Here is a 4845-nt window from a genome sequence, read left to right on the forward strand (position 1 = left end):
CCCCCCCCCCCGGGCCGCGCGATCGACGTCCTCGCATCCCGTCGTGTCGGCGCGCGTTCCGGCAGGATGGCGCCATGGGCAAGGGCGCGAAAGGCAAGAGCAGGAAGTCCGCGAAGCAGAAGGCGAGCAAGGCGGCGCTCGAGGAGGTGCTGCAGCAGGCCAGCGAGGACGAGGCGGTCGCTGAGCACGAGGCCGAGGCGGTCGAGGAGATCAGGGACGTCGCCAACGCGCTGCGCGTCGGCAAGGGCTTCGTCCTCGCCGACGTCGACACCTCGGCGACGCCGGGCTTCACCGGCGACAAGCTCGCGGGAAAAGCCGCCCTCAAGGCGTGCGAGTCCGAGCTGTCCGACCTGCTCGAGCGGCTCTTCGCCGAGGGCACGGCGGGTGCCCGACGGTCGGTGCTGCTCGTCGTCCAGGGCATGGACACCTCGGGCAAGGGCGGCATCATGCGCCACGTCATCTCGGTCAACCCGCAGGGCGTCAAGGCGACGGCGTTCAAGGCGCCGACCAAGGAGGAGCTGGCGCACGACTTCCTCTGGCGCATCGACAAGGCTCTGCCAGGGGCGGGTCAGCTCGGTGTCTTCGACCGGTCTCACTACGAGGACGTGCTCGTGGTGCGGGTGCACGAGCTGGTCCCCGAAGCGGTGTGGACCAAGCGCTACGCGCAGATCAACGCCTTCGAGCGTCGGGCGATCTCGGCCGGGACGACCGTCGTCAAGGTGATGATGCACATCTCCCGGGACGAGCAGCGGTCACGCCTCGCCGAGCGGCTGGACCGTCCCGACAAGTTCTACAAGTACAACCCCGGCGACGTCGACGAGCGGGCGCACTGGGGGGCCTACATGGAGGCCTACCAGGCCGTCCTCGACAAGACGTCGACGGTGGGCGCCCCGTGGCACGTCGTGCCGGCCGACCGCAAGTGGTACGCACGTCTCGCCGTGCAGCAGCTCCTCCTCGAGGCCCTGCGGGGTCTGAACCTCCAGTGGCCCCAGGCTGACTTCGACGTCGAGGCGGAGAAGAAGCGGTTGGCCGCCAGCTGAGGCGAGAGCATGCCGGCCAAGGGATTCGCAGTCCGGCCGAGGTCAGCCGGCGCGCTCGATGACGCTGGACGCGGCGCCGGCGAGGTCGACGTCGAGGGAGCCGAACGTATGCCCTCGGCGTCCGCCGACCCGGCTGGCGACGAACGCGTCGGCCACGGGCCCGGGGGAGTGCTGCACGAGCAGGCTCGCCTGGAGCGCCAGGGCCAACGCCTCGACGACCGACCGCGCGCCGAACGCGGCAGCCGCTGAGGTCGGATCGAGCGAACGGGCTTGTGCCAGAGCGGAGTCCACGTGTGCGTCGAGCTCGGCGCTGCGTCCGCGCACCTCGTGGAGCTCCTTCGTCAGCGCCTCGAGACTGGTCGGCTCGCGGGTCACCGCGCGGACGACGTCGAGGGCGTTGACGTTGCCGGATCCCTCCCAGATCGAGTTGAGGGGCGCCTCCCGGTAGAGGCGGGCGAGACCGTTCTCCTCGACGTAGCCGTTGCCCCCGAGGCACTCGAGCGCCTCGGCGACCATCGGTGAGGTCCGCTTGCACACCCAGAACTTGCCGAGCGCCACGCCGAGCCGGGCGAGCTCGGTCTCGCCGGCATCGACGGCGTGCGCGAGGCGCAGGCCGAGCACCGTCGCCGCCTCGGCCTCGAGCGCGAGGTCGGCCAGCACGTTGCGCATGAGCGGCTGGTCGACGAGGGAGGCCCCGAAGGCGGTGCGGTGACGGGCATGGTGCACGGCGCGCGAGACGGCGTCACGCATCGTCGCCGTCGACCCGAGGACGCAGTCCAGCCGCGTCGCGCCCACCATGTCGATGATCGTGCGGACACCGCGTCCCTCGTCGCCGAGGCGACTGCCCCAGGTGCCGTCGAGCTCGACCTCGCTCGAGGCGTTGGAGTGGTTGCCGAGCTTGTCCTTGAGCCGTTGGAGGGCGAAGGCGTTGCGCGAGCCGTCGTCGAGGGCACGCGGCACGACGAAGCAGGTGAGCCCACCGGGTGCCTGGGCCAGCACGAGGAAGACGTCGCTCATCGGCGCCGAGCAGAACCACTTGTGGCCCGTCAGGCGGTACGTCTCGCCGGGCAGCGGACCACCCGGTGTCGGCGTGGCCTGAGTGGTGTTGCTGCGCACGTCCGAGCCGCCCTGCTTCTCGGTCATGCCCATGCCCGAGATGGCGCCGGCCTTCTGCGTCACGGGCCGGATGCCGAAGTCGTAGTGCCGGCTCGCGAGCGCCGGGAGCCAGCGGTCGCCCAGGGTGCGGTCGTGTCGCAGGGCCGAGCCCGCGGCATACGTCATCGAGACGGGGCAGCCGTGCCCGGCCTCGACGCGGGACCACAGCACGAAGCCCGCGGCGCGACGCACGTGTGCCCCGCTCCCGGGGGAGACCGTCCACGGCTCGGCGGTGAGCCCGGCGCCCACGGCTCGGGTCATGAGCCAGTGCCACGACGGGTGGAACTCGACCTCGTCGACGCGGTTGCCGCGGGCGTCGTGGGTGCGCAGGACCGGGGGGTTGCCGTCGGCGAGCCGGGCGTGCTCTTGCGCCTCCTGCGAACCGGCGAGCGCACCGAGCGGTGCGAGCTCGGCGAGAGCCCCGGGCCCGGCCCAGCGGTCGACCGACTCGCGCAGCGCCGCGTCGTCGGTGAGGAAATGACGCCCGACGAAGGGCGGCACCTGGTTGGTCACCTCGTGTGTGCTCACCCGGACGAGACTAGGCGGCGGGCGCCCGCGGCGACCCGGGGCGCGCGTGTCGCGAAGGTCACCGACGACCACCTCGCCCGGCCCCCGTTAGCCTCGGAGGCGATGAGCGTGCGGACGAGGGTGCGGGCAGTGGCGGAGCGGGTCCCGTGGGGCATCCCGTTGGCGAGGTTGACCCTCGAGACGATCCGGGTCTGCCTGCGCTACCGCGTCACCGGCCTCGCCGCCGAGGGCGCCTTCTTCATGCTGCTCAGCCTGCCGCCCCTCGTCCTCGGGCTGTTCGGCGGTCTCGGCTTCGTCGGCGGCTGGATCGGCGACGACACGATCCACAGCATCGTCTCAGCGATCCAGGTGTATGCCTCGCGCTTCCTCACCGAGTCGAGCATCAACGAGCTGCTGCTGCCGACGATCGACGACGTCCTGCGCGACGGGCGCGCCGACATCATCTCGGTCGGCTTCATCCTGTCGCTGTGGTCGGGGTCGCGTGCCCTCAACGTCTTCGTCGACACGGTGTCGATCATGTACGGGCAGAAGGACGCCCGCGGCATCGTGCACCTGCGCGCGTTCAGCCTGCTGCTCTACACGTTCGGCATCCTGTCGGCGGTCGTCGTGCTGCCCCTGATGCTGCTGGGCCCCGGGCTGCTGGCCTCCTGGCTGCCCGACGCAGCTGCCACGGTCACCAAGGCGCTCTACTGGCCGACCCTCATCGTCTTCAGCGTCATGCTCCTCGCCTCGATGTACCACGTGTCCACGCCCCAGCGGAGTCCGTGGCGGCGCAACATCCCCGGCGCCGTGCTCGCCATGGCGATCTGGGTCGGCGCCTCCTTCGTCGTGCGGATCTCGCTCGAGGCCTCGATGGGCGGCTCGTCGATCTACGGCCCCCTCAGCACTCCCATCGTGCTGCTCGTGTGGCTGTACGCGCTCGCCGTCGCCATCCTCATCGGCGCAGGACTCAACGCGGCAGTGCGCACCCTGTGGCCCGTCGCCCTTCACGAGGGCGTCGACGTTCGCCTCGTCAACTGGGCGCGGGAGGGCGCCGGTGGCCTGCTCGCGCGTGGTGACGCCGGCGCCGACCCGCCCTTGACCGCCGACGGTCTCGACATCGGCATCGTCGGCGAAGCCCGCGGTAGGGCCGTTGGCGCCGGCGTTGGAGCTGGCGGTGAGGCCGCCGACGCTGGCGCGCAGGAGGGCACGCGTCGCGGACGCGACCAGCAGTTCGAGAGCACGGACGCCGGACCCATCAAGACGGCCCTGCGCCGCGGGGTCGGTGAAGGGGCCCGCGGCGTCGAGGAGGCGACCGAGGTGGTGTCGGGCCGAGGGGCCGACGCGGGCCGTGACCGAGCGCCGGATCGCGACCCCGACGGGGGTCCCGGAAGGGGTCCCGGAAGGGGTCCCGGAAGGGGTGCCGGGCGACCGTGACGGGGTGGTCGGAGCCGGTTTTGTATCTCGTGGATCGATCGGCTAATGTCTACCAAGCACCGAGCGGGAAGTTACAACGCTGGTGTTCCGCGGACGTAGCTCAGTTGGTAGAGCGCAACCTTGCCAAGGTTGAGGTCGCCGGTTCGAGCCCGGTCGTCCGCTCGGAGGCAAAGATCCACTTGCCTTCCACGGTGGAGTGGCCGAGAGGCGAGGCAGCGGCCTGCAAAGCCGCGTACACGGGTTCAAATCCCGTCTCCACCTCGGTGAGACACCATGAAGTACCCAGCAGGACAAGCACCACCCACGGGCGATTGGCGCAGCGGTAGCGCGCTTCCTTGACACGGAAGAGGTCACTGGTTCAAACCCAGTATCGCCCACCAGCACGAAACAGCCCCTGACCAGCGGAAACGCCGGTCAGGGGCTGTTCTTTTGTGTAGGTCCGGTTGCCGCGAGCCTGTGCTGAGTGACTAAGTGAGTGACTATCGATCACCGCGCGGACCCTGGCGCCAGGCGAATCGACCTACGGCTCTGGGCCCAAGATCCGGTCCATGGCTTCTGCACCCGCACATTCGCGGGATCGAGCGCTCCTCCGGTGCGGGTGCAGATGACGAGATAGGGGGCGTTCCACGAGTCGCCGGCAGCCTCGCGCTGGTGGAGCTGTGCCAGTTTGTGGCTCCTGAGCGCTTCAACGCATCGTGGCGGGAGG

General features: G+C 70.5%; 3 protein-coding genes and 3 tRNA genes. 5 read left to right on the forward strand and 1 reads right to left on the reverse strand.

From position 1 onward, the window contains the following. Window positions 1-74 precede the first annotated feature (74 nt). On the forward strand, window positions 75-1040 hold the full coding sequence (locus TAE01_RS20275) for a polyphosphate kinase 2 family protein (protein WP_147068618.1): 966 nt from the start codon (window positions 75-77) through the stop codon (window positions 1038-1040). A gap of 42 nt (window positions 1041-1082) precedes the next feature. Here TAE01_RS20275 and TAE01_RS20280 read toward each other — a convergent pair whose 3' ends face one another. Continuing rightward, on the reverse strand, window positions 1083-2723 hold the full coding sequence (locus tag TAE01_RS20280) for an acyl-CoA dehydrogenase family protein (protein WP_186815321.1): 1641 nt from the start codon (window positions 2721-2723) through the stop codon (window positions 1083-1085). Between the two features lie 102 nt (window positions 2724-2825). Here TAE01_RS20280 and TAE01_RS20285 point away from each other — a divergent pair, with 102 nt between their 5' ends. The 4 genes from TAE01_RS20285 (at window position 2826) to TAE01_RS20300 (ending at window position 4519) form a co-directional block, all read left to right on the forward strand. Then, on the forward strand, window positions 2826-4139 hold the full coding sequence (locus TAE01_RS20285) for a YihY/virulence factor BrkB family protein (RefSeq protein ID WP_147068619.1): 1314 nt from the start codon (window positions 2826-2828) through the stop codon (window positions 4137-4139). A gap of 89 nt (window positions 4140-4228) precedes the next feature. Continuing rightward, a tRNA-Gly gene (locus tag TAE01_RS20290) sits at window positions 4229-4301 on the forward strand. 28 nt (window positions 4302-4329) lie between these two features. Continuing rightward, window positions 4330-4400, forward strand: a tRNA-Cys gene (locus TAE01_RS20295). Window positions 4401-4444: 44 nt separating this feature from the next. After that, a tRNA-Val gene (locus tag TAE01_RS20300) sits at window positions 4445-4519 on the forward strand. Window positions 4520-4845: the final 326 nt, after the last annotated feature.

It is taken from the genome of Terrabacter aerolatus (assembly GCF_007991735.1).
GTDB lineage: Bacteria > Actinomycetota > Actinomycetes > Actinomycetales > Dermatophilaceae > Terrabacter > Terrabacter aerolatus.

Bases quoted from the DNA above. Each gene is read 5' to 3' on its own strand.
- TAE01_RS20275 (WP_147068618.1), top strand. From the start codon at position 75: ATGGGCAAGGGCGCGAAAGGCAAGAGCAGGAAGTCCGCGAAGCAGAAG.
- TAE01_RS20285 (WP_147068619.1), top strand. From the start codon at position 2,826: ATGAGCGTGCGGACGAGGGTGCGGGCAGTGGCGGAGCGGGTCCCGTGG.